The sequence below is a fragment of the Tessaracoccus palaemonis genome (assembly GCF_019316905.1).
GTDB classification, from domain to species: domain Bacteria; phylum Actinomycetota; class Actinomycetes; order Propionibacteriales; family Propionibacteriaceae; genus Arachnia; species Arachnia palaemonis.
Genome location: NZ_CP079216.1, coordinates 2,319,323 through 2,341,856, shown reverse-complemented (window position 1 = coordinate 2,341,856; position 22,534 = coordinate 2,319,323). Strand labels below are relative to the sequence as shown.

19 protein-coding genes and 3 tRNA genes are annotated in these 22,534 nt (G+C 70.1%); 14 read left to right on the top strand and 8 right to left on the bottom strand.

Annotation, left to right across the window (positions count from 1 at the left end):
- Positions 1–18 precede the first annotated feature (18 nt).
- The 4 genes from KDB89_RS10640 to KDB89_RS10625 are packed head-to-tail and all read right to left on the bottom strand — an operon-like array spanning position 19 to position 7,438.
- Complete coding sequence (locus tag KDB89_RS10640) at positions 19–1,272, bottom strand: hypothetical protein (RefSeq protein WP_219080845.1); 1,254 nt, start codon at positions 1,270–1,272, stop codon at positions 19–21.
- The gene (locus KDB89_RS10635; protein ID WP_219080843.1) at positions 1,269–2,318 is read right to left on the bottom strand and encodes a 2-oxoacid:ferredoxin oxidoreductase subunit beta; all 1,050 of its coding nucleotides are present in this window, start codon (positions 2,316–2,318) and stop codon (positions 1,269–1,271) included. The genes KDB89_RS10640 and KDB89_RS10635 overlap by 4 nt, the downstream gene beginning before the upstream one ends.
- Positions 2,318–4,234 (bottom strand): 2-oxoacid:acceptor oxidoreductase subunit alpha, encoded by a 1,917-nt coding sequence (locus KDB89_RS10630; RefSeq protein WP_219080841.1) that lies wholly within the window; start codon positions 4,232–4,234, stop codon positions 2,318–2,320. Before KDB89_RS10630 ends, KDB89_RS10635 begins: the two co-directional genes overlap by 1 nt.
- 60 nt (positions 4,235–4,294) lie before the next feature.
- Positions 4,295–7,438: a DEAD/DEAH box helicase gene (locus KDB89_RS10625; protein ID WP_219080839.1), complete on the bottom strand. Its 3,144-nt coding sequence runs from the start codon at positions 7,436–7,438 to the stop codon at positions 4,295–4,297.
- Between the two features lie 77 nt (positions 7,439–7,515).
- Between KDB89_RS10625 and KDB89_RS10620 the strand changes: the two genes are divergently transcribed.
- Genes KDB89_RS10620 through mptB form a run of 4 tightly spaced genes read left to right on the top strand, consistent with a single transcriptional unit; the run spans position 7,516 to position 10,241 of the window.
- Positions 7,516–7,920: an NADH-quinone oxidoreductase subunit B gene (locus KDB89_RS10620; protein WP_219080837.1), complete on the top strand. Its 405-nt coding sequence runs from the start codon at positions 7,516–7,518 to the stop codon at positions 7,918–7,920.
- Positions 7,917–8,429 carry an NADH-quinone oxidoreductase subunit C gene (locus KDB89_RS10615; RefSeq protein WP_219080835.1) on the top strand — a complete coding sequence of 171 codons (513 nt, stop codon included), beginning with the start codon at positions 7,917–7,919 and terminating at the stop codon, positions 8,427–8,429. Before KDB89_RS10620 ends, KDB89_RS10615 begins: the two co-directional genes overlap by 4 nt.
- Positions 8,426–8,740 carry an NADH-quinone oxidoreductase subunit I gene (locus tag KDB89_RS10610; protein ID WP_219080833.1) on the top strand — a complete coding sequence of 105 codons (315 nt, stop codon included), beginning with the start codon at positions 8,426–8,428 and terminating at the stop codon, positions 8,738–8,740. Before KDB89_RS10615 ends, KDB89_RS10610 begins: the two co-directional genes overlap by 4 nt.
- Positions 8,733–10,241 carry a polyprenol phosphomannose-dependent alpha 1,6 mannosyltransferase MptB gene (gene mptB, locus KDB89_RS10605; RefSeq protein ID WP_219080832.1) on the top strand — a complete coding sequence of 503 codons (1,509 nt, stop codon included), beginning with the start codon at positions 8,733–8,735 and terminating at the stop codon, positions 10,239–10,241. The genes KDB89_RS10610 and mptB overlap by 8 nt, the downstream gene beginning before the upstream one ends.
- Here the strand turns inward: mptB and KDB89_RS10600 are convergent.
- A complete protein-coding gene (locus tag KDB89_RS10600) occupies positions 10,223–11,113 on the bottom strand; it encodes an exodeoxyribonuclease III (protein WP_219080830.1) in 891 nt (296 codons plus the stop codon). The genes mptB and KDB89_RS10600 overlap by 19 nt on opposite strands.
- The gene (locus KDB89_RS10595; protein WP_219080828.1) at positions 11,110–11,637 is read right to left on the bottom strand and encodes a GNAT family N-acetyltransferase; all 528 of its coding nucleotides are present in this window, start codon (positions 11,635–11,637) and stop codon (positions 11,110–11,112) included. The genes KDB89_RS10600 and KDB89_RS10595 overlap by 4 nt, the downstream gene beginning before the upstream one ends.
- A gap of 65 nt (positions 11,638–11,702) precedes the next feature.
- Here KDB89_RS10595 and KDB89_RS10590 point away from each other — a divergent pair, with 65 nt between their 5' ends.
- Positions 11,703–14,486: a cation-translocating P-type ATPase gene (locus KDB89_RS10590; RefSeq protein ID WP_369408084.1), complete on the top strand. Its 2,784-nt coding sequence runs from the start codon at positions 11,703–11,705 to the stop codon at positions 14,484–14,486.
- Positions 14,487–15,316: 830 nt separating this feature from the next.
- Here the strand turns inward: KDB89_RS10590 and KDB89_RS10585 are convergent.
- A complete protein-coding gene (locus tag KDB89_RS10585; RefSeq protein WP_219080824.1) occupies positions 15,317–15,808 on the bottom strand; it encodes a YajQ family cyclic di-GMP-binding protein in 492 nt (163 codons plus the stop codon).
- 147 nt (positions 15,809–15,955) lie between these two features.
- On the opposite strand from KDB89_RS10585, the gene KDB89_RS10580 reads away from it, so the two are divergent.
- The 9 genes from KDB89_RS10580 (at position 15,956) to KDB89_RS10540 (ending at position 21,328) form a co-directional block, all read left to right on the top strand.
- Positions 15,956–16,041, top strand: a tRNA-Tyr gene (locus KDB89_RS10580).
- Between the two features lie 60 nt (positions 16,042–16,101).
- Entirely contained in the window at positions 16,102–16,812 is a 711-nt protein-coding gene (locus tag KDB89_RS10575) for a purine-nucleoside phosphorylase (protein WP_219080822.1), read from the top strand.
- 54 nt (positions 16,813–16,866) lie between these two features.
- Positions 16,867–16,939 (top strand) — tRNA-Thr (locus KDB89_RS10570).
- Positions 16,940–16,974: 35 nt separating this feature from the next.
- A tRNA-Met gene (locus KDB89_RS10565) sits at positions 16,975–17,047 on the top strand.
- A gap of 51 nt (positions 17,048–17,098) precedes the next feature.
- A complete protein-coding gene (gene rpmG, locus KDB89_RS10560; RefSeq protein WP_219080820.1) occupies positions 17,099–17,269 on the top strand; it encodes a 50S ribosomal protein L33 in 171 nt (56 codons plus the stop codon).
- Positions 17,270–17,369: 100 nt separating this feature from the next.
- Positions 17,370–17,795, top strand: coding sequence for an FAS1-like dehydratase domain-containing protein (locus KDB89_RS10555; protein ID WP_219080818.1), 426 nt, complete (start codon positions 17,370–17,372; stop codon positions 17,793–17,795).
- The gene (locus KDB89_RS10550; RefSeq protein WP_219080816.1) at positions 17,788–18,195 is read left to right on the top strand and encodes a MaoC/PaaZ C-terminal domain-containing protein; all 408 of its coding nucleotides are present in this window, start codon (positions 17,788–17,790) and stop codon (positions 18,193–18,195) included. Before KDB89_RS10555 ends, KDB89_RS10550 begins: the two co-directional genes overlap by 8 nt.
- A complete protein-coding gene (locus KDB89_RS10545; protein ID WP_255555882.1) occupies positions 18,188–19,294 on the top strand; it encodes a UDP-N-acetylmuramate dehydrogenase in 1,107 nt (368 codons plus the stop codon). Before KDB89_RS10550 ends, KDB89_RS10545 begins: the two co-directional genes overlap by 8 nt.
- 102 nt (positions 19,295–19,396) lie before the next feature.
- Positions 19,397–21,328, top strand: coding sequence for a peptidoglycan-binding protein (locus KDB89_RS10540; RefSeq protein ID WP_219080814.1), 1,932 nt, complete (start codon positions 19,397–19,399; stop codon positions 21,326–21,328).
- Between the two features lie 13 nt (positions 21,329–21,341).
- Here KDB89_RS10540 and KDB89_RS10535 read toward each other — a convergent pair whose 3' ends face one another.
- On the bottom strand, positions 21,342–22,520 hold the full coding sequence (locus KDB89_RS10535; RefSeq protein WP_219080812.1) for a M20 metallopeptidase family protein: 1,179 nt from the start codon (positions 22,518–22,520) through the stop codon (positions 21,342–21,344).
- Between the last annotated feature and the right edge of the window lie 14 nt (positions 22,521–22,534).

The following is a 22,534-nucleotide window of genomic DNA, read 5'->3' as shown; positions in this document are numbered from 1 at the left end:
TCGCGTGGTCACGGGGGCTCAGCGCTCCCAGAAGATCGCGACGTCACTGCTGGTCTCGCCGAGCATGTTCGCGCGGGCCTGAACGGTGTCGCTGAACTCCTGACCCGGCGACCGGGTGCCGTCGGCGTAGTCGACGCTCAGCTGGAGGCGGAGCCCGATGGTCAGGACCGCGATGGACTGGTCGTCCGCGCTGAGCGACGGGGTGGTGTCGGCCCATGGGTCGTTCAGCAGGGTCCAGTGGATCGACGAGGGTACGACGGACTTGTCGCTCCTGATGCCGAACGGGCAGCCCGTCGGGGCCAGCGACTGCTGCGCTAGGCACCGGTCCAGCGACTCCCGGGCCGCGCTCATCAGCGCCGAGCGACCCAGGTCGGTCAGCTCCGGGCTCGCCGGGTGGCGGGTGAGGTCGGGGCGCGCCAGCGTCTGGATCTCGATCGCCGACGATTCGGGGTACTCCAGGAGCGTCCTGCCGGTGCTCAGCTCGTACCGCCCGGGCACCACCTCGAACGTCTGGCCCTGGTCGACCGTCGCGCCGTTGATGATCAGCGGGAGGTTGTCGGATCCCGTGATCTGGAACTGCACCGGGACCGTGGTCCGCGTGAGCCGGTACTCGCCGGTGTCGAGGCGGGTGATGCGGACCGCGGTGTCCACCCGGCTGTCGCCGAGGCGGTAGCGGACGTCCACCTCGGTGGCCGCCGGGTCCGTCGTGAGGATCTCGACGTCGCTGATCGGCGTCAGAGCGGCGGTGACGGCGTAGACCTTCGGGGTGAGGAGGGCCTCCGACCCGGTGCCGCCACGCGGCCCCATCGTGAGCGCCTTGGCAATGTCGCCGTCCGCCAGTGCCGCGAAGTAGTCCCGGACGATGTCCTGGGGTGTCTGCGCGGCCACCTGCGCGGGGTCGACGGAGTCGACGACGACGGCCACCTCCGCATCCTTCTCGACGTTGCGGAACCACGTCACATAGGTGAACCCGGCCACGATGCCGAGGGCCACGACGACCGCGAAGACCCAGGAGAGGCGACGCCAGGGCAACGGCGGCTTCGCCCCAGTCTCGTCGAGGTCGGGGGCGACGAAACGGCTCTGGTCCTGCGTACGGACGAGCGCGGACTGGAGTTCGATGGCCGCGAAGCTCGGGGCCGACGACGTGGCGTCGGGCCGGGGTCGGGCCTCGCCGTCGGGCCTGACAGGGGTCTCCTGCGACAGGGGTCCGTCGTGCTGAGCGGGGCGCGCAGGGGCGGGAGCGCCGGGCGTCCACCCCTGCTGATCGCTCATCGCTCGTCGGCCTCCCAGGTGTCGTTGCCGGCGATGACGTGCGCCAGCGCCTTGCCCGGGTCGTCGGCGCGCACGGCGTCGATCTGCTCCCGGACGAGGTCATCGTAGGCGGGACGCTCGACGTTGCGGAAGATGCCGATCGGCGCCTGACGCAGCACGCCGGGCTCGGTCAGCCGCGACAGCGCGAAGGCCTGCGACGGGTCCTGGCGCGTCTCGTCGTGCACGATGATGGCCGAGGGCTCGACGTCGGCCGTGGTCGCGACCCGGATCTCGCCGGTGTGCGGGTCTCGGATGACGCAGTACTCGCCGTCGCCGAAGACGATCGGCTCGCCGTGCCGCAGCCGGATGAGCGCACCCTCGGGGCCCTTGAGGGTCTCGAACGCGTCGTCGTTGAAGATGGGGCAGTTCTGGTAGATCTCCACCAGCGAGGCGCCGCGGTGCTGCGTGGCGGCCGTGAGGACCTCCGTCAGGCCCTTGCGGTCGGAGTCGATGGCACGGGCGACGAAGCTCGCTTCGGCGCCCAGCGCCAGCGAGATGGGGTTGAACGGCGTGTCGAGCGAGCCGTAGGGCGTCGACTTGGTCACCTTGCCCAGCTCGGAGGTGGGGGAGTACTGGCCCTTCGTCAGGCCGTAGATCCGGTTGTTGAACAGCAGGATCGTGATGTTCACGTTGCGGCGCAGCGCATGCATCAGGTGGTTGCCGCCGATCGACAGCGCGTCACCGTCGCCCGTGACGACCCACACGTTCAGGTCGGGGCGGGTCACGGCGACCCCGGTCGCGATCGCCGGGGCGCGGCCGTGGATCGAGTGCATGCCGTACGAGTCGACGTAGTACGGGAACCGCGAGGAGCAGCCGATGCCGGAGACGATGACGCTGTTCTCCCGCTTGATGCCCAGCGTGGCGATCATCGACTGGAAGGTGGCGAGCACGGAGTAGTCGCCGCAGCCGGGGCACCAGCGGACCTCCTGGTCCGAGGTGTAGTCCTTCTTGCTGAGCGGCTCGATGCTGAGCGGGATCCGGGCGAGGCCGTTGACGGTGGCAGTCATCAGTTCTCCTTGCCGAGGGCGTCGATCTCGGCGATCAGGTCGGCCTCGAGTTCCGTGATGGAGATCGGCAGGCCGCGGACGCGTGAGTAGCTGGACACTTCGGTCAGGTAGCGGGCGCGCAGCACCGTGGCGAGCTGGCCGAGGTTCATCTCGGGCACCACGACCTTGTCGTAGGCCGCGAGCACCTCGCCGAGGTTGGCGGGCATCGGGTTGAGGTGACGCAGGTGCGCGGTGGCGACGTTGCGGCCCGTCTGGCGCAGGCGGCGCGTCGACGCGGTGATGGGGCCGTAGGTCGATCCCCAGCCGAGCACGAGCACGCGGGCCTCGCCGCTGGGGTCGTCGACCTCCACATCCGGCACGTCCGCGACGATGCCGTCGATCTTCGCCTGACGAAGTCGCGTCATGCGCTCGTGGTTCTCCGGGTCGTAGGAGATCTCGCCGTGCAGGTCGCCCTTCTCCAGGCCGCCGATGCGGTGCTCAAGCTCGGGGGTGCCGGGGATCGCCCAGGCGCGCGCCAGGGTCTCGGGGTCACGCCGGTACGGCTCGAACGACGGGGCGCCCTTCGCGTTGGTGGCGTTGTGGGCCGTGGCGAAGTTCGGCTCGATCGGCTCGATGGCCTCCAGATCCGGGATCTTCCACGGCTCGGCGCCGTTGGCGAGGTAGCCGTCGGTCAGCATGATGACCGGCGTGCGGTACTTCACGGCCATGCGGCAGGCCTCCACCGCGGTGTCGAAGCAGTCGGAGGCCGACTTCGCGGCCAGCACCGGGAGCGGAGCCTCGCCGTTGCGACCCCACAGGGCCTGCAGCAGGTCGGCCTGCTCGGTCTTCGTGGGCATGCCCGTCGACGGGCCGGAGCGCTGCACGTCGACGACGACCAGCGGCAGCTCGGTCATGATGCCGAGCCCGAGAGCCTCGCTCTTCAGCGACATGCCGGGGCCGGACGTGGTGGTCACGCCAAGGGCGCCGGCGAAGGAGGCACCCAGCGCGGAGCCGATGCCGGCGATCTCATCCTCCGCCTGGAACGTCATGACGCCGACGTCCTTGCGCTTGGACAGCTCATGGAGGATGTCCGAGGCGGGGGTGATGGGGTAGGAGCCGAGGAACAGCTGCATGCCCGCCTTGTAGGCGCCGGCCATCAGGCCGTAGGCCGTCGCGACGTTGCCGGAGATCTGGCGGTAGCGACCCTTCGGCATCGGGGCGGGGTCGACGTGGTACTGCACCTCGAAGTGCTCGGTGGTCTCACCGAACGCGTAGCCGGCCTTGAAGGCGGCGACGTTCGCGTCGCGGATGACGGGCTTGCCGGCGAACTTCTCGGCCAGGAACTCGAGCGTGCCATCGACGGGGCGCGAGTACAGCCAGCTGAGCAGGCCGAGCGCGAACATGTTCTTCGTGCGCGACGCGTCCTTACGGGTGAGGTCGAATCCCGCGACGGCACCCGTGGCGAGCCCGGTCAGGTCGAACGCGTGCACCGAGTAGGCCTCCAGCGTGCCGTCGTCGAGCGGGTTGGCGTCCCAGCCGATCTTGGCGAGGTTGCGCTTCGTGAAGTCCGCCGTGTCGACGATGATCACGCCGCCGCGTGGCAGGTCCTTCAGGTTCGCCTTCAGCGCGGCGGGGTTCATGGCCACCAGCACGTCGGGCACGTCACCTGGGGTCACGATGTCGAAGTTGGCGAAGTGCAGCTGGAAGCTGCTCACGCCGGGCAGGGTGCCCTGTGGTGCCCGGATCTCGGCGGGGAAGTTGGGCAGCGTCGCGATGTCGTTGCCGAAACTCGCGGTCTCCGCCGTGAATCGATCGCCGGTGAGCTGCATTCCGTCGCCTGAATCGCCGGCGAAGCGGATGACAACCCTGGGGAGGGAGAGCTGCTGTGGCACGTGAAACAAGACCTTCGTGTGTCGAATGGTGGGCGTCTGGCCCATCATAGGCCCCCGGTTGATACTGCCCTCGGGGCGCCTGTGCGCCATGAGTGAACGGCCCGGTCAGGGCTCCAGTAGCCCCACGATGTCGCTGGCCGACAGCGGTGCCGCGGTGTCGGATCCGGTGCCCACCACCGAGTCGAACAGGTGCCGCTTGGCCTGCTGCAGCGCGACGACCTTCTCCTCGATGGTGTCTTGCGAGACGAGCCGGTACACGTTGACGCGCTTGTCCTGGCCGATGCGGTGGGTCCGGTCGATGGCCTGGTTCTCCGCGGCCGGGTTCCACCACGGGTCCAGGATGAAGACGTAGTCCGCCTCCGTCAGCGTGAGGCCGAAGCCGCCGGCCTTCAGTGAGATGAGGAACACGGGCGCCTCGCCGTTGCGGAATCCGTCGATGGTCGCGGCCCGGTCGCGGGTGCTGCCGTCGAGGTACTCGTAGGCGATGGACTCCTCGTCGAAGCGTTCCTTGACGAGGGCGAGGAAGCTGGTGAACTGCGAGAAGACCAGCGCGCGGTGCCCCTCGGCGACGATCTCGTCGAGCATCTCGACGAGGGCGTCGATCTTCGCGGACACGGCCGGCTGATTCTCGTCGACCAGCGCGGGGGAGAGGCTGAGCTGCCTGAGCAGCGTCAGCGAGCGAAGGATGGTGATGCGGTTGCGGCCGAGGTCGCCGACCAGGCCAAGCACCTTCTGTCGCTCGCGGGCAAGGTGCCTTTCGTAGGTGCGGCGGTGCGCCGGGCTGAGCTCGACGGGCACGACCTGCTCCTGCTTCGGAGGCAGTTCCTCCGCGACCGCAGCCTTCGTGCGTCGTAGGATCAGCGGCCGGATCCGACGGTGGAGGCGCGCCAGCGAGTCGGTGTCGCCGCCCTCGATCGGGCGGCGGTACGCGGTGGTGAACGCCTTGGGATCCGGGAACAGGCCAGGAGCGGTGATCGACAGCAGCGACCACAGGTCCATCAGGTTGTTCTCCAGCGGTGTGCCGGTCAGTGCGATCTTCACGCGGGCCCGCAGCTTGCGCACCGCCTGGTACGCCTTGGAGGCGTGGTTCTTGACGAACTGGGCCTCGTCCAGCAGCACCCCGCCCCACTCGACGGCGCGGTAGTGGTCGGCCTCCAACCGCAGCAGCGTGTAGGACGTGACGACGATGTCGGCGCCGGCCACCTCGTCGGCCAGGTCGGTGCCCCGCTTGGCCTTCGTGGCGGTGACAGCCACCGTCCTCAACCCGGGTGTGAATCGTGCTGCCTCCGAGACCCAGGTGCCGATGACCGACGTCGGGGCGACGACCAGGACGGGGCCGTCCAGCTCGCCGCGGTCCTTCGCCGACAGGATGAGGGCGAGCGACTGGAGGGTCTTGCCCAGGCCCATCTCGTCGGCGAGGATGCCGCCGAGCCGCGAGGACAACAGGAAGCTCAGCCACTGGAATCCGGTGTCCTGATACGGGCGGAGCTCAGCCTGGAGGCCGGCGGGCACCTCGATGGCCGGCAGCGACTCGGGATCCAGCAGCGCGGACACCGCCTGCCGCCACGAGTCCGCCTGCCCTGTGACGACTCCGAGCTCCTCGAGTTCCTCCCAGAGCCCGGCATGCTCCGGCCGGAGCCGGAACGTGTCGCCGTCGGAGTCGACGAGCAGTCTGGCCTCCTCCACGAGGGCGCGCAGCTCCGCCAGCTCGGGCTGGTCCAACGGGAACCACGTGCCGGACGACAGCATCAGATGGTCGTCGCCGGCGGTCAGCGCCGCGATGAGGTCGGCAAGAGGCACGCGCTCCTCGCCGACGCGGACGTCGACGCCGAGATCGAACCAGTCGCCGACGCTCGACTCGGTGACGGCCAGGTGGACGACGGCCTCATCCTCGGCCCGGCGGAACTCGGGAGGCTCGCGGTTGAGCTGCACGTCGACCTCGTCGCGCGACCTGAGCTCGGGCAGCGCGTCAGTGACGAAGTCGATCAGCGCGCGTCCGGTCAGGAAAGCCGGGCGAAGCTGCGGGCCGGCCGGCGACGTCTCGACCCACGCGCCGGCGGGCACGGAGGCGATCAGGGACCGCTCTGCGACAGGGTCGCGTGGCGCCCGCTCGTCGGTCCCCGACAGGCCGACCTCCTGGACGCGCTCGCCCAGCCGGTAGACGAAGCCCCAGTGCACATGCGCCGACCTCTCGCGGAAGTCGACGCGACACAGGAGCCTCGGGGGATGGGCCGCCGGCAGGTCGATGCCCTCGCCGACCGCGACGTCGACGGTGCGGCGCACCCGGGGCAGGTAGCCGACGGCGAACTCGTCGATGTCTGCGCCGGGGACCCGCACCGTTCCGTGCTGGAACAGGCCCTGCACGGCGGGGGAGAGGGGGCCTGCGAACGGGCCGAGGACCAGAGCGTCGTGATGCACGAACCAGGCACCGTGCGCCCGGCGGCCGAGCAGGCCCTTGCGTGGCAACTCGATGCGGGTGCCGTCCCAGTCGATCAGTGCCCGCACCGTCAGGTCTTCGCCGTCGCGCTCCACGTCGACCAGCGGGCGGAGCGGGGAGGTCGCCAGCACCGGCTCCGGCAGGTCGCGCCCGGACGCGGAGGTGCCGGCCACCAGCACAACGCCCGCCTCGACGGCGCGCTGCAGCGACTGCCAGGCGCTGGGCAGCAGGTCCCCGACCGCGATGACGTCGGAGCGCATGGCGAAGGAGCCAGGGTCCCTTGCCTCGTGCAGCTCCGCGATCGGGGCACGCTGGGACTCGAGGAATCCGGTGCGTGCGCCCGCGACATCCGCCCAGGAGGCCCCGGCGCGGACCCAGGCGTCGCGGGCCCCCGGCCGCAGCGGCCGCAGAACCAGGTTCGGCCCCTCCTCGGACACGAGCAGGGCCAGTGGCGACCCCTCGTCACGGGCCGAGGCGAACGGCGCCAGCACCTGCTGCCAGCCCTGCTCGGGGCGCGAGCCGGGGGATCGGAGGGCGAGGATGACCGCGACGGCGTGCTTACAGTCGCTGCGCACCGGGCAGCTGCAGGTCGCCACGAGAGTGTCGGCGCCGTCGCCGCCCACCACCGTCGTGTGATAGCTGCGGTACCCGCTGCCCCGTACGGAGGCGGTCGCCACCGGGCCCGAGCAGCGGACGGCGCTGACCCTGCCCAGGCTGGCGTACTGGCGGCCTCGGGCCACGGTGGCCGCGCCGAAGCGACGGTTGAGCTCTGCGTCGGTCACGTCGGAGACCCAGGAGGGGGTGTTCATCATCAGACCCGCCAGTCTATGCCCTCACCCCGGAGGGGCGGTCATCGAGCAGCGGTGCTGGTCGAAGTAGACTGCCCGCCATGGCAGTGGCACGCGACTGGTTCGACGACGGCAGCGTCTTCGTCGTCGACGTCCCGCTGGCCTGCTGCGCGCTGGAGACGCAGGCTGCGGAGAGGGACCGGCCCGGCATCGACCCGGCCTCGGTCCCCGACGGCGCGACGCTGGTCGTGACGCTGTCCGGCACCATCACCGAGCCGGTGGTCCCTGCCATCCGGCACACTCTCGACAGCCTGCCCCGGCGCCCCGTCGTCGTGGCCTTCGGGGCCTGCGCCTGCATCGGCGGGCCCTACTGGGACTCGTACGCGGTGGTGCGCGGCGCCGAGTCCTTCGTGGATGTCGACCACTTCATCGCCGGCTGCCCGCCGCCGCCGTCCGCGCTCGACGGGCTCCTGGACGACCTCCGCAGGCAGAGGGCCGACGCATGAGCTGGGTCGAGCGCGTCGAATCGGCGCGGGCCGACGGCCACACCTTCCTGCTGGACCTCACCGCGGTCGACGAGGTGGGCTCCTCCGATGAGATCCGCGTCATCGCACGCCTCCTCGACCCCGTCGGCGGCGGGATCGTCACCCTCGACGAGGCCGTGGACCGTGGCGACGCGAGGCTGCCGTCGATCGCGCACCTCCTCCCGGCGGCGGGGTGGCTGCAACGACAGGTGCACGACCTCTTCGGCGTGACATTCGACGGCGCTGACAACCGGCCACTGATCTACCACGGCGACGTCGCGGCCCCCCTGCGCAAGGACGTGCTGCTGGAGCAGCGGCAGACCACGAGCTGGCCCGGAGGCCTGGAGCCTGGCGAGCGCGGCAGCTCGCCCAGCCGACGCAAGCTCGTACCGCCGGGCGTCCCCGATCCCGCCGTGCTGGCTGCGCCGGACTCCACGGCGGCGGACATCGCGGTGTCCGCGACGGGTGCCCGCGTCCGGAGGTCACGATGATCCACGGCTCCATCCAGCTCGTCGAGGACCTCTGCACGTCCTGCATGATCTGCGCTCGCGAATGCCCCACGTGGTGCATCTCGCTCACGTCGCATCAGGAGCAGACGATCCCTGCCCCCGGCGCCCGACCCCGCACCCACAACGTGCTCGACACGTTCGAGATCGACTGGTCGCTGTGCATGTACTGCGGCGTCTGTATCGAGCAGTGCCCTACGGACGCACTGGAGTGGGCGGGCGCCCACGTCGCCCCCGCATCCTCGCTCGCTGAACTTGCCCACGGCAGGGAGCGGCTCGGCGGAGGCGGTGCGTAGCCTCGCGACCCGGGCGTGGGAGGACCTGAGGCTTGCCGCCTCGACCCGCGCGGTGTGGGTCGGTTTCCTCGGCAGCCTCGGCATCCTTCTCGGATCGCTGAGCCCCGCGTACCTGCCGCAGGCCTCGCCCATCTGGGATGTGCTGCGTGACCTCGGCATCGACGGCGCCACCACCAAGTGGGTCGGCACGATCGCGACGCTCGTCGGCCTGTCGCTGCTGCTGGAGTCCTGGTTCCGGCTGCGCCCCGCGCGGCGGCGGGCGGCCGGCGCGCCGCAGCTGCGCCACTGGGCGGTGCTGGCCATCATCTCGGCTCCGATGCTGGTCGGGCCGCCGATCTTCTCGCACGACGCCTACTCGTATGCCGCCCACGGCTGGCTGATCCACAACGGGCTGAACCCCTACCAGGTAGGGCCCGGCATCCTGCCCGGCTACTTCGCGGACCAGGTCGCCTGGGTGTGGCGTGAGACGACCGCCCCCTACGGCCCGCTCGCGCTGTGGATGAGCCACGGCATCGTGATCCTCGCCGGCTTCGACCCCTACCTGTCTGCCGTGCTGATGCGTGTGCCGGCGCTGATCGGGGTCATCCTGATCGGCGTCACGGTCCCGCGGATCGCCAAGCGCGTGGGCGTCGACCCCGCGGCGGCGAGCTGGTTCGCCGTCCTCAACCCCATCCTGGTCATCGACTTCATCGGCGGCGCACACAACGACGCGCAGATGACCGGGCTGATGCTGGCGGGCATCCTCGTCACGATGAAGATGCGCCGCTGGTGGCTGGGCGCGATCCTGGTCGGCGTCGCCGCCTCCATCAAGCAGCCGGCCTTCCTGGTGGCCGTAGCGCTGCCGTTCCTCGTCGCACCCTGGACGTCCTGGCGGCCCCGCGCCGTCGCGTGGGCCGCGCTGCGGGCCCTGTCGTCGCTGGCGGTCGCGGTGGCCGTGTTCGCCGCGATCTCGGTGGTCTCGGGGCTCGGTTTCGGGTGGATCAACGCCATCAACGTGCCCGGCATGGTCGACACGGTCTCCCCGTTCACGGTCGTCGGCTACCTGATCCAGTTCCCCGTCAACTGGATCACCGGCGACCCGACGGGCCGCGCCGCCGTCGTGGCGCTCAAGGGCATCGGCTCGGTGATGTCGGTGCTCGGCATCGTGCACTTCGCCTATCGGCACCTCGGCCGGCGGCCGCTGCACTTCCTGAGCTACTCGTTCATCTGGTTCGCGCTGTGCGTGCCGGCGCTGCACTCCTGGTATCTGCTGTGGGGCGCCGTCCTGCTGCCGATGACGAAGCCGTCGACCCGCGCGCTGCGGGGGGCCATCGTGGCCACCGTCGTGCTGCTCGGGTTCAACGCGATGAACTTCGGCATCCGCAACGGGGCGTGGATGATGGTGCTGATCCTGTTCGGCGCCGCCTACTGGACCATGCACACGCACGAGCTGAGCCAGCCGATGGACGCCGGCGGGGACGGTCCCCGGCCGCGCGAGAAGGATCAGTCGCCGACGGCGTAGTCCACGACGACGGGGCAGTGGTCCGAGATCCGTTCCTCGTAGCTGGCCTCGCGCCCGGAGAACGCGTGTGTCGCCGATCTGGCCAGCGAGGGGGAGGCCAGATGGTAGTCGATCCGCCAGCCCGCGTCGTTGGCGAAGGCCTGCCCGCGCCATGACCACCACGAGTACGGCCCGTCGGCGTCGGGGTGGAGCGCGCGGACCACGTCGACAAGGGTGCGGGGGCCCGTGATGGAGCCGAACCAGTCTCGCTCCTCGGGCAGGAAGCCCTCGGACTTCTGGTTGGTGCGCCAGTTGCGCAGGTCCTGCTTCGTGTGGGCGACGTTGAAGTCACCCATCACGACGAACTCGCGGCCCTCGGCGGCCGACCGTCGGCGGGAAACTGTCAGAAGCCGGGCCAGCCCTCGCATGAAGCGCATCTTGCGGTCGTACTTCTCCTGCGAGTTGTCCTCGTAGGGCCAGGCGGCCCCCTTCGGGAGGTACAGCGACGCGACGGTCAGCGGGGTGTCGGACAGGTCGACCTCGACGTAGCGGCCCTCTCTCGCGAACGGCGCGAGGTCGCGGCTCACGAGGCGGTCGACCTCGGTGTGTTCCCGGGCCCCGTGCGGGTCGATGGTCGTCACGGCCCCGCCGAGCGTCCTCACCGCGGTCGGGACCTGGCGGGTCAGGACCGCCACGCCGTTGCGGCCGGCCAGCGTGCCGGTGTCCAGCGTCGCGTGGTAGCCGGCGAAGGCCTCCAGCGGCAGGTCGTCGGCCCGGCAGCGGACCTCCTGCAGGGCGATGACGTCGGCGTTCGTCTGCGCCCACCAGGGGGCGAAGCCGCGCCGCAGCGCGGCCCGGATGCCGTTGACGTTGTGCGTGCCGATGCGCCTCACCAGGAGACCTCCAGTGTCGCGGCGGGCCAGGGATCGGTCGCCAGGCGGCCGTAGGTCAGCACGTCGACCCGCTGTCCGTCGATCAGGAACTTGCCCCGCTCCCGGCCTTCGCGGACGAATCCGGCCCGTCCCGCGACGTTGCCGGACAGCGGGTTGTCGGCCCGGTGACCGAGTTCGAGGCGCTCGCAGCCGCCTGCCGACAGCGCCCAGTTGGCGACCGCCGTCGCGCACGTCGAGGCCCAGCCGCGGCCGCGGTGCGACGCGTTGGTCCAGTACCAGAACCAGCCCACCCGATTGACCGTGTCGAGAGTCACGCACACCAGCCCGACGAGGCGGTCCCCGTCGCAGATGGCGAACGGGTGCTGGCGCTCGTCGTCGATCAGCCCCGACAGGTAGGCCTCGGCCTCAGCCAGCGACGTCACCGTGCCCTGGCGGGACATCGACGGGTCGGACCCGAAGGCATCGAGCGTGGCGGCCGCGTCGGAGAGTCGCACCGGCCGCAGGGTCAGCTGCGGATCTGTCATCAGGACCTGCCTGGGGATCGGGGCATGGAACACAGGCAGGCTAGCAGCGCGGGAACAACAGCGGTGTGGTTTGGGCAGGTCGCTACGATTTGAGAGCCTGCGAGACCCCACCCACACCTGGAGCCGTCATCGTGTCGACATCCCTTGAGCCACAGACCCCTCCCTCCTCATCCGCTCCGAAGCCGTGGGCGGCGAGCCCAGAGGAGGTGCTGGCATCCGTCGACTCGACCACCGACGGTCTCGCGGCGGCCGAGGTGGAGAAGCGCCTGGCGCGTGACGGCCGCAACGAGCTGCCCACGCCCAAGCCGGTCCCCGCCTGGCGTCGCCTGCTGTCGCAGTTCAACGACATCCTGATCTACATCCTGATCGCCGCGGCAGCTCTCAAGGCGTACTCGGGGGACTGGGTCGACTTCGCCGTCATCGCGGTCGTCATCCTCGCGACCGGCCTGATCGGTTTCATTCAGGAGGGCCGCGCCGCCTCCGCGCTCGCCAGCCTCCAGACCATGCAGTCGCTCGACGCGCAGGTGCTGCGCGACGGCACCTGGGGCGTCGTCGACGCGGCGACCATCGTGCCCGGCGACGTCATCCGCGTCCGCTCGGGTGACCGGGTTCCCGCCGACGTTCGCCTGCTGACCTCCTCGTCGCTGCAGGTCGACGAGGCGGCGCTGACCGGCGAGTCCGTGCCGGCGCAGAAGGAGCTCGAGCCCGTCGCGGCCGAGGCGGGCGTCGGCGACCGCTCCTCGATGCTGTTCTCCAGCACCATCATCACGGCCGGCACGGCCGAGGCAGTCGTCGTGTCGACGGGCGGCAACACAGAGATCGGCCGGATCTCCGCGCTGGTGGCGGACCAGGACAAGCTCGACACCCCACTGTCGCGGCAGCTCGCCAAGCTCGGCACGCAGCTGGCGATCCTCATCGGCGTGATGGCGGTAGTGATGCTCGCGATCGGCTACTTCGTGCACGACTTCCACGGCGACGAGCTGATCTCCGCAGCCATCGGCTTCGCCGTCGCGGCGGTCCCTGAGGGCCTGCCCGCGCTGGTGACCATCACGCTGGCGCTCGGCGTGCAGCAGATGGCCCGCCGCAACGCCATCACCCGCAAGATGGCCGCCGTCGAGACCCTCGGGTCCGTCACGACGATCTGCTCCGACAAGACCGGCACGCTGACCCAGAACGAGATGACCGCCCGCACGGTGCTGACCGCCGAGGGCCGCTACGTCGTCGAGGGCACCGGCTACCAGCCCAAGGGCCACGTCACCGACCCGCACGGGAAGCCCGCGACCCTGCCCGACCACCCGGACCTGGAGGCGCTTGTCATCGCCGCGGGAGCGGCCAACGACGCCCGTGTCGAGGAGACCGACGAGGGCTGGCGGGTCGTCGGGCAGCCCACCGAGGGCGCGCTCGACGTGCTCGCCACCAAGGCGGGCGCCGACATGGCCCACGTCACGCGGCTCGCCACCGTGCCCTTCGAGTCGGCCCACAAGTTCTCCGCCACCCTGGACGACGTCGCCTCCGGGGAGCGTCGGATCCACGTGCTGGGTGCCCCCGACCGGCTGCTCGACCGTTCGACCACGCAGCTGGGCGGCGGAGGCTCCACCGAGACGCTCGACCGCGGCTTCTGGGACGCCGGCATCGACGAGCTGTCCGAGCAGGGCCTGCGCGTCCTCGCCGCCGCCTCGCGCCCGGCCGACGGCGTCGAGGACCTGGCGCTCGACGACCTCGACACGGGACTGACCTTCCTGGGCCTGGTCGGCATCGTCGACCCGCCCCGACCTGAGGTCACGGATGCCATCTCGCTCGCGCACACGGCGGGCATCCGCGTGAAGATGATCACGGGCGACCACGCCGGCACCGCCGTCGCGATCTCCCGCGAGCTGGGCATCGCGCCGGCCGAGGGCGACGTGAAGGCGCTCACCGGCGCCGAGCTCGAGGCCATGAGCGACGACGAGCTCGCCGCGCAGGTCCGCGACGTCGACATCTACGCCCGCACCTCGCCCGAGCACAAGCTCCGCATCGTCAAGGCGCTGCAGACGCACGACGAGGTCGTCGCCATGACCGGCGACGGCGTCAACGACGCCCCGTCCATCACGCGCGCCGACGTCGGCGTCGCGATGGGCATCAAGGGCACGGAGGCCACCAAGGAGGCCGCCGACATCGTGCTGGCCGACGACAACTTCGCCACGATCGAGAGGGCCGTGGAGGAGGGGCGGCGGATCTACGACAACATCCGCAAGTCGGTGGTCTTCCTGCTGCCGACCAACGGCGGCCAGGGCCTCGTCATCCTCGTGGCCGTCCTGCTCGGCATGGCGCTGCCCCTGTCGCCGGTCCAGATCCTGTGGGTGAACCTCGTCACGGCGCTGACCCTGTCGTTGTCGCTGTCGAGCGAGCCCGCCGAGCCCGGCATCATGAGCCGCCCGCCGCGGTCCACCCAGGAACAGATCCTCTCGCCGAGGGCGCTGGCGCAGGTGCTGTGGTCGTCGGTCGCCATCGGTGGCGCCACGTTGCTGATGTTCATGCGCCAGAACGCCGTCGTCGACTACGACGTCGCGCAGACCGCCGCCGTGACCATGCTGGTCTTCGGCCAGATCGCCTTCCTGTTCAACTGCCGTTTCCTCAACACGTCGTCTCTGACGTGGCGGGTGCTCGTCGGCAACCGGGCGGTGTGGTTCTCGATCGCTGGGCTCATCGCCCTCCAGCTGGTCTTCATCCACGCGCCGTTCATGAACACCTGGTTCGGGTCCGCCGAGCTCGGCTGGGCGCAGTGGGGCCCGATCCTCGGCCTGTCGGTCGGCGTGTTCCTGTTCAACGAACTGGGCAAGTTCGTCATCAACCGCGTCGGTCGCCGCTGAGCATCCGCCCGGTCGGGTCGTTGAGCACTTCGACAAGCTCAGCACAGGCCTGGCGAGGCGCGCTGAATGCAGCGAAGGGACTCAGCCGGATCGCCGAGCATTTCGGCAAGCTCAGCACAGGCCTGGCGGGGTGCCCTGAGCGCAGCGAAGGGTAGGAGCCCAGGGGAGGGCAGAGCGGCGACAGCACCGAGCGTTGTCGGCCGCACCGAGCGAGGTCGGTGGCGTCCTCGGCGGCGGCGAGCCAGTCCAGGCTTGTTTGTCGAGCGGGCCGAGCCGCGGCCCCTCGCCTACGGTCGTGTCGGCTCGACTCCCACGCACAACAATGCCTATTTCGGCGTTGCTGCGCCTATATTGCAGCGGTCCCGGCATACGCATTCTTGTGCTGAAGAACGGGGCGGGGCCGTTGCAGCGGGCGGGGGGACCGGGCGGTGTGACGGTCCCCTGTCCGGCTCGACTCCCACGCACAACAATGCCTATTTCGGCGTTGCTGCGCCTATATTGCAGCGGCCCCGGAATAGGCATCGTTGTGCGGAGAAGGGGCGACGAGTTGGGGCAGGGTACGTGGGCGGGCGCAGGGAACTGGGGTAGGGGGTAGGGGACGGCGCTGGCCCCGGGGGGTCCGGCCGGGGGCCGGGGGCCGGCCGGGGGCAGGGGGTCGGCCGGAGGCAGGGGCTGCGGTCAGCTCTGGCCTGGGGTCGGCGCCGACCCGCCCCACCACCGCCGGCGCCAACGAGGTATCCCAGACGCCAAGGATATGCACAGACGCCAACGATAATCGCGCGAATATCGTTGGCGTCGGTGACTGTCGTTGGCGTCTGGGAAGGGGCCCGTCAGCGGTAGTTCACGAACTGGACGGCGAAGTCGTAGTCCTGCTCGGTGATCAGCTTCTGGACGGCCTGCAGGTCGTCGCGGCTCTTGGAGGAGACGCGCAGCTCTTCGCCCTGGATCTGCGCCTTCACGCCCTTGGGGCCCTCGTCGCGGATCAGCTTCGAGATCTTCTTCGCGTCCTCGGTCTTGATGCCCTGCTTGGTGGTCGCCGTGATCTTCCACAGCTTGCCGGACTGGCGCGGGTCGCCGGCATCCAGGGCCTTGAGCGAGACCCCCCGGCGGATCAGCTTGGTCTGGAAGACGTCGAGTACGGCCTTGACGCGCTCCTCGGAGACGGCCTGCATCTCGATGGCCTCGCCCGACCAGGCGATCCTCGCGTCGGTGTTCTTGAAGTCGAAGCGCTGGCCAACCTCGCGCGCGGCCTGGCCGAGCGCGTTGTCGACCTCCTGTCGGTCGACCTTGCTCACCACGTCGAAAGAGCTGTCAGAAGCCATGGTTCATCCTCCCGGGATCGTGCGTCGGGGCCCATTCTGCCAGGGGCGGGCGACCTCCGCGTCGACGAGGACGGTGGTCGACGCGCCCGCTTTGCGGCCCCTGCGGGAGCCCTGCTAAGGTTGTGCGTCGCCGGGGAAACCTGGCTTGGCAGGTTGCCCGAGTGGCCAAAGGGAGCGGTCTGTAAAACCGTCGGCGTAGTCCTACGTTGGTTCAAATCCAACACCTGCCACCAGGCCCCGGATCGGATGGATTCGGGGCCTGAGTCATTTCCGTCCGAGGAAAGGGGCCAACGATGGCCACCCCGCACATCTCCTGCGAGCCCGGCGACATCGCACCGCTCGTCATCATGCCCGGCGACCCGAAGCGTGCCGAGCGCATCGCGAGGACGCGCATGGACGACGCCCGCCTCGTCTCCGACGTCCGGGGCATCGGCGCCTGGACCGGCACCGTCGACGGCGTACCCATGACCGCCATGGCTTCCGGCATGGGCGTTCCCTCGCTGTCGATCTACGCCACCGAGCTCTTCACGCAGTACGGCGTGCGACGGATCTGCCGTGTCGGCACCTGCGGCGGCATCTCCTCGAAGGTCAAGGTGTCCGACGTCATCATCGCGTCGGCCGCGCACACGAACTCCGCGGTCGCGACCATCGACCTGCCCGGCGTGACCCTGTCGCTGGCCCCGAGCTTCGACATGCTGCGCGGCGCCGTCGACCAGGCGCGGGCCGGCGGATCGACCGTCCATGTCGGGCCGGTCTTCACCAGCGACTTCTTCTACAGTTCCCGCATGGACATCGTGCCCGCCCTCGACAGGCTCGGCACCCTCGGCGTCGAGATGGAGGCCGCCGGCCTGTACGCCTGCGCCGCCGCGAACGGGGGAGAGGCGTTGGCCGTGATGACCGTGTCCGACCACCTCAAGGACGGGTCCGGGGATCTGAGCGCCGAACAGCGCGAGACCCTGTTCCAGACGGCACGGGAGGCCGCGATCGCCGGCCTGAAGGCGTAGCAGGACCCCGATTTGGACCGCCGCGCAAACTCGTGTAAGTTTGTGCGTCGGCTGGCCCCTATAGCTCAGTAGGCAGAGCGTCTCCATGGTAAGGAGAAGGTCTGCGGTTCGATTCCGCATGGGGGCTCTGTTCCAGCCCGACCTCGGCCGGGAAGGAACGTCGACGGGGTAGCTCAGTCGGTAGAGCAAGCGGCTCATAATCGCTGTGTCGCGGGTTCAAGTCCCGCCCTCGTCACCGTCAGTGTCAACCGAGCGCTCAGCGCGACGCATAGCGAAGGAATGTGAAATGGCCAAGAAGGGCGGGGACATTCGTCCCAAGATCACGCTTGCCTGCACTGAGTGCAAGGAGCGCAACTACATCACCAAGAAGAACCGCCGCAACGATCCCGATCGTCTCGAGCTCAGCAAGTTCTGCCCGCGCTGCCGCCAGCACCAGGTGCACCGCGAGACCCGCTGATCACAGTCTTCCGAGAACGGCCGTCCCTGTCGGGGCGGCCGTTTCGCATGCCCGGCGGCCGGCGTTGGGCGAACCTGCCGGCCGCATTAGGCTGGCACCCATGCCGATCACAGCCGAGCACGTGGGCCGTACCTACCCCGACGCCCCCGTCTACGAGGTCAGCCGCGCCAAGATCGCGGAGTTCGCCCGAGCCCTGGGCGACGACAACCCCGCCTACTTCGCCGACAGCCCCATCGCCCCGCCTACGTTCGCCGCGGTCATCGCCGCGCACGCCTGGGAGGCGCTGTTCGGCGACCCGGAGCTCGGCCTGGCCCTCAACCGCACGGTGCACGCCGACCAGTCCTTCGTGTTCCACCGGCCCCTGGCCGCCGGTGACGACGTGGTCGCGAAGCTCACGATCGAGAAGGTCCGCAACCGCGGCCCGCTCGACATCGTCACGATCCTCGTCGAGCTCGTGGTCGACGGCGCAACGGCCGGCGAGGCCCGCTCCACCCTCATGCACACCCGGGAGACCGCCCATGCCTGACATCGCCATCGGCGACGCGCTGCCCGAGCTGCGCGTCAACGTCACCCGCTCGACGGTCGTGCGCTACTCCGGCGCGTCGACGGACTTCAACGAGATCCACTTCTCCGAGCGCCACGCGCTCGCCCTCGGCCTGCCGGGGGTGTTGGCCCACGGCATGTTCACGATGGGAGCGGGGCTGAGGATCGTCACCGACTGGATCGGCGACCCCGCCCGCGTCCAGAGCTACCAGGTCCGCTTCACGCGCCCCGTCGTCGTGCCCGACACCGACGAGGGCACCGACATCGTCTACACCGCCTCGGTCACCGACATCGCCGACGGCATCGCCAAGGTCGCCATCACGGCCACCCGCGGCGACGAGGCAGTGCTCGGCGCCGCCCGCGCGGAGGTGCGCGTTGATTGAGCCCTTCGCCACCGACGGCACGGCCTGCGCAGTCGAGAGCGTCACGCTGCCCGGCGCCGAGGCGCCCGTCAGCGACTCGCTGCTGCTCGCCGACCACACGACGCTGAGGGTCGGGGGACCCGCCGACCGGCTGGTCGTCGCCCGCACCGAGGCAGAACTCATCGCCGCGGTCGGCGACTGCGACCTCCGCGGCGAGCCCGTGCTGGTCGTCGGCGGGGGGTCGAACCTGCTCGTGGCCGACGAGGGCTTCCGAGGCACGGTCGTCGTCGTCGCCACGCGCGGCATCGCTGCCGACGTCTCCTACTGCGGAGGTGCCGCCGTCAAGGTCGCCGCCGGCGAGAACTGGGACGACTTCGTAGCCGAGTCCATCCGCCAGGAGTGGAGCGGCATCGCGGCCCTGTCCGGCATCCCCGGCAGCGTCGGCGCGACCCCGATCCAGAACGTCGGCGCCTACGGCTCCGAGGTCGCCCACGTCGTCACCTCGGTGCGCACCTGGGACCGCCAGGACCGCACGCAGCGGACCTTCCCGCTGGTCGACTGCGGCTTCGCCTACCGGACGTCGCGCTTCAAGCAGAACCCCGGCCGCTACCTCGTGCTCGAGGTCGGCTACCAGTTCCCGCTCGGCGACCTCGACGCGCCCGTCGCCTACGCCGAGCTCGCCCGGACGCTCGACGTCGAGGTGGGCACCCGGGTCAAGGGCTCGGCCGTCCGCGAGGCGGTCCTCGGCCTCAGGCGCGGCAAGGGCATGGTGCTCGACGCCGCCGACCACGACACCTGGAGCGCTGGCAGCTTCTTCACCAACCCGATCCTGACCCCCGAGGAGGCCGGCAACCTCCCGGACGACGCGCCCCGCTTCCCGGCGGGCGACGGCCGGGTCAAGTCGAGCGCCGCCTGGCTGATCCAGCACGCGGGCTTCGGCAAGGGCTTCGGATCAGGTGCCGCCGGGCTGTCGACCAAGCACGTGCTCGCGCTCACCAACCGCGGGGGAGCCGCGGCGGCCGATCTCGTCGCTCTGGCCCGCGAGGTGCGCGACGGCGTGGCGGAGCGCTTCGGGGTGAACCTCGACCCCGAGGTGAACCTTGTGGGCACCTCCCTGTGACAACCTCAAGTACCGGTTGAGAGGGCGGTGCCGGAAACTGGCAGGTGGCTCGGGGCGCTGGTTAGCCTCCGCGAGGAGCATTGTCGATCCCGGAGGACCCCCATGCGCTTTCGCCCGCTGAAGATCCTGCTGGCCACCACACTCGTGGCCGGCGCCATCGTCGCCCTGCCGAACATCTCGGCGCCGGAGGAGGCCGACGCCTCCACGCAGACCGACTTCATCGCGAAGCTGGTCAAGGGGGCCCAGACGAACGAGAAGAACACTGGTATCCCTGCCTCGGTGACCATCGGGATGGCGGCCCTGGAGTCGGGCTGGGGGCGCTCGACCATGGCCACGACCGTGCCGGCCACGAAGACCGCCGACGGCAAGAAGTACACCGTCAACACGCTGTTCAACATCAAGTGCGGCACCACTGCGTCGCCCTACCAGACCGGCTGCGTGCCGATGAAGGTCAACGAGTACACCTCGGGCGGCAAGGAGTACTACACCGTCTCCAAGTTCCGCACGTACTCCAGCTGGACCAACTCCATGCTCGACTACGGCCGACTCCTGACGTCCGCGTCGCGCTACTCCGCGGCGTTCTCGTACACCAAGTACCCGGACCAGTTCGTCACCGAGGTCCGCAAGGGCGGCTACGCAACCGACCCGAACTACGCCACCAAGGTGATCAGCATCATGGCGTCGTACAACCTGTACCAGTACAACGTGAACGGTGGTAAGGCCGGCTACCCCTGGAAGACCGCCCAGACCAGCAAGACCTACCCGACCACCGCGATCGGGGCCACCGGCCCGACGGTGAAGACCCTCCAGCGGCTGATCAACCTGCGCACCGGCACGAGCCTGACGATCGACGGGGGCTTCGGCACCGCGACGCAGAACGCGGTCAGGCAGTTCCAGGCCATCAACCACCTCACGGTCGACGGCAAGGCCGGAGACCAGACCTGGGCGGCGCTCGTCGGCACGGTCAGGAGCGGCAACACCGGCCGCCTCGTCGAGGTCATGCAGTACGAGCTGAGGTACGAGGGCTACCCGCTGACGGCCAACAAGAAGTTCGACGCCGCGACCCTGGCCGTGGTCCAGACCTACCAGCAGGCCAAGGGTCTGACCGTCGACGGTGTCGTCGGCACCAAGACGTGGGCGAAGCTCCTCAAGACGACCACGCAGCTGACGTCCCCGCCCACCAGCACGACCGTCTCGCCCCCGAGCACCACGACGGTGAGCTACAAGAGCCTCAAGGAGGGCGACACTGGGTCGACGGTGAAGACCCTCCAGCGCCTCCTCAACGCCCGGGCCGGGACGAAGATCGCCATCGACGGGCTCTACGGCACCACGACCGTCGCGGGCGTGAAGAAGTTCCAGAAGGCCAAGGGACTCACGCAGACCGGGACGATGAGCAACGCCACCTGGAAGGCGCTGCTGCCGTCGCTCAAGAAGGGCGCAACCGGTACCCAGGTCAAGATCCTGCAGTACGAGCTGCGGTACTCCGGCTTCCTGACGACGATCAACGGCAGGTTCGACACCACGACCGTCAACGCCATGAAGAGCTACCAGAAGGTCAAGAAGATCTCGACCACCGGCGGCACCGGCCCCCGCACCTGGGCGGCGCTGCTGGCGACCAACTCCTCGGTCTCCGTGTTCCCCGAGCTCGAGCGCGGCGACCGCGGCAACGACGTCCGCACGCTCCAGCGGCTCCTCAACGCGCGCGCCGGCGCCAAGCTCACCGTCGACGGGATCTTCGGGACCGGCACACAGAGCGCGGTGAAGAAGTACCAGAAGGAGAAGAAGCTCAGCCAGACCGGCATCGTCGACACGAACACCTGGAGCAAGCTCGCGCCCACCCTCAAGAAGGGCAGCACCAACTCCGGGGCGGTCAAGGCCCTGCAGTACGAGCTGCGCTACGCCGGGTACAGCATCTCCGCGACGGGGAAGTTCGACACTGCCACCATCACCGCCGTGAAGAAGTACCAGAGCGCGAAGAAGCTCTCGGCCAGCGGCACCGTCGGTGTGACCATGTGGAAGAAGCTGCTCGGCTGAGCCCCGGGGGACGTCAGGAGTCCTGTGCGTCGATGAGCGCACAGGCCCCGACGAAGCCCGCCGCGTAGGTCCGGGCCGCGAGGCGCAGCGTCTCGCGCCCGGGCAGGTAGGCGCCCTGATGCAGGCCCGCGCCGGAGATGCGACCGGTGCCGACGAAGCACATCAGCGACGCCGTCTCGGGCCCGTACTCGGCGAAGTCGTCCGAGCCGCAGGAGCGGAAGGGCGTCTCGGCCACCGTGATGCCGGCCCGCACCAGCTGCGGATCGACCCGGTGTACGAGCGACGGGTCGTTGACCAGCGCGGGGCCGCCGTCCATGATCCGGGCGGTGGCCACGGCCCCGCGGCTGGCCGCGATCGACTCGGCGGCCAGCACGATCGCCTGCTGCAGCTGCAGTCGGTCGGCGTCGTGGAAGCTGCGGATGGACCCCCTCGCCCTCGCCTCTCCGGGGATGACGTTCGGCGCGGTCCCCGCGGAGATCTCCCCGAAGGACACGACGCAGGGGTGGATCGGGTTGATGATCCGCGACGGCAGCGACGACAGGGCGTCGATGATCGCGGCCAGCGTGGTGATGGGGTCGACGGCCAGGTGCGGGTAGGCGCCGTGCCCCGACTGGCCGCGCACGACGATCTCGAACGCGTCGAAGGCCGCGTTGACTGCCCCGGCCCCCGTCGACACCACGCCTGGGGTCACCTGCGGCTGGACGTGGACGCCGAGCATGGCCTCCACCTCCTGCTCGCCCAGCAGGCCCGACGCCACGACGTCGGTCGCGCCGGGCGTGGTCGCCTCCTCGCGGGGCTGCAGGACGGGCAGCATGGCGTGCGGCAGCTCAAGGTCGCGGGCCGCCGTCAGGAGGGCCCACAGGCCGGCCATGTGGATGTCGTGGCCGCAGGCGTGCATGATCCCGTGCCGCTGCGAGCGCCACTCGACGGTGGTGGCCTCGAGCACAGGCAGGGCGTCCATCTCGGCCCTGAGCCCGACGGCGGAGCCGGCCGGGCCGGTCCTGGCCCACGCGCCGGTGTGCGCGACGGAGGACCAGTCGAGCCACGGCGTCGCGGCCATGAACAGGTCGCGGGTCGGCTCCTCCTCGCCGCTGAGCTGCGGGTCGGCGTGGATGGCGCGCCGCAGCTCGGCGGCCTCCGGAAGCGCCTTCTCGATGCCGGCGACCAGGTCCTTCAGCAGCGACTCGCTCATGCCCGGAGCCTATA

What these genes read in the sequence shown, in the direction of transcription:
- KDB89_RS10535 (WP_219080812.1), bottom strand. Translation starts at nt 22,520, where the DNA reads ATGAGCGAGTCGCTGCTGAAGGACCTGGTCGCCGGCATCGAGAAGGCG.
- KDB89_RS10610 (WP_219080833.1), top strand. Translation starts at nt 8,426, where the DNA reads ATGATCCACGGCTCCATCCAGCTCGTCGAGGACCTCTGCACGTCCTGC.
- KDB89_RS10620 (WP_219080837.1), top strand. Translation starts at nt 7,516, where the DNA reads ATGGCAGTGGCACGCGACTGGTTCGACGACGGCAGCGTCTTCGTCGTC.
- KDB89_RS10575 (WP_219080822.1), top strand. Translation starts at nt 16,102, where the DNA reads ATGGCCACCCCGCACATCTCCTGCGAGCCCGGCGACATCGCACCGCTC.
- KDB89_RS10595 (WP_219080828.1), bottom strand. Translation starts at nt 11,637, where the DNA reads ATGACAGATCCGCAGCTGACCCTGCGGCCGGTGCGACTCTCCGACGCG.
- KDB89_RS10555 (WP_219080818.1), top strand. Translation starts at nt 17,370, where the DNA reads ATGCCGATCACAGCCGAGCACGTGGGCCGTACCTACCCCGACGCCCCC.
- KDB89_RS10540 (WP_219080814.1), top strand. Translation starts at nt 19,397, where the DNA reads ATGCGCTTTCGCCCGCTGAAGATCCTGCTGGCCACCACACTCGTGGCC.
- rpmG (WP_219080820.1), top strand. Translation starts at nt 17,099, where the DNA reads ATGGCCAAGAAGGGCGGGGACATTCGTCCCAAGATCACGCTTGCCTGC.
- KDB89_RS10640 (WP_219080845.1), bottom strand. Translation starts at nt 1,272, where the DNA reads ATGAGCGATCAGCAGGGGTGGACGCCCGGCGCTCCCGCCCCTGCGCGC.
- KDB89_RS10625 (WP_219080839.1), bottom strand. Translation starts at nt 7,438, where the DNA reads ATGATGAACACCCCCTCCTGGGTCTCCGACGTGACCGACGCAGAGCTC.
- KDB89_RS10585 (WP_219080824.1), bottom strand. Translation starts at nt 15,808, where the DNA reads ATGGCTTCTGACAGCTCTTTCGACGTGGTGAGCAAGGTCGACCGACAG.
- KDB89_RS10630 (WP_219080841.1), bottom strand. Translation starts at nt 4,234, where the DNA reads ATGGGCCAGACGCCCACCATTCGACACACGAAGGTCTTGTTTCACGTG.
- KDB89_RS10635 (WP_219080843.1), bottom strand. Translation starts at nt 2,318, where the DNA reads ATGACTGCCACCGTCAACGGCCTCGCCCGGATCCCGCTCAGCATCGAG.
- KDB89_RS10550 (WP_219080816.1), top strand. Translation starts at nt 17,788, where the DNA reads ATGCCTGACATCGCCATCGGCGACGCGCTGCCCGAGCTGCGCGTCAAC.
- KDB89_RS10615 (WP_219080835.1), top strand. Translation starts at nt 7,917, where the DNA reads ATGAGCTGGGTCGAGCGCGTCGAATCGGCGCGGGCCGACGGCCACACC.